This is a genomic window from Vibrio sp. 2130-1, from assembly GCF_033339515.1.
Window position 1 is genome coordinate 1 of the sequence record NZ_JAWOUT010000686.1, and the last position, 527, is coordinate 527.

Consider the following 527-nt stretch of genomic DNA (forward strand, 5'->3'; position numbering starts at 1 on the left):
TCGGTCACACTGCCAGTGGTGGTTGCGGCGACGACTGTAGGTCGCAGTGAAGTGGTGACAGCCAATCATCTGAAATTGGAAACTCGAACCATTTCGCGCTCGGACGATTTCTACACCGATCCTAAACACGCCATCGGCTTGGAAACCACGCGTCGACTCCGCGCCGGACAAGTCGTCGATCCAACCAACTTAAGTGCCCCCGCTTTGATTGAGAAAGGCAATGAAATCATCATCATTGCTAGCAAAGATGGATTTAGTGCAAGCACCAAAGGTGTCGCCTTAGAAGATGGAGCGAAAGGCCAACAGATTGAGGTAGAAAACCTCAGTTCTGGAAGAGTCATTCGAGCGGTTGTGACAGGAAGAAACCAAGTTCATACTCAGTTTTGATTTTGGACTCAACGTAACATTTTTCAATTTTGCCTCTCGTCACATCGCGTGAGTATCGAGTACAAAAATAAAATTTAATGTTCACCACATCCTTGTCGCCTATTGGATTTAGAACATGATGATGAGGACCACAGCATGAA

At 46.7% G+C, this 527-nt stretch carries 1 protein-coding gene; it reads left to right on the top strand.

Annotation, left to right across the window (positions count from 1 at the left end):
* Positions 1 to 387, top strand: a 387-nt coding sequence (gene flgA, locus R7Q09_RS28145) for a flagellar basal body P-ring formation chaperone FlgA (protein ID WP_318144209.1), incomplete at its 5' end; no start/stop codon positions are given.
* Positions 388 to 527 lie beyond the last annotated feature (140 nt).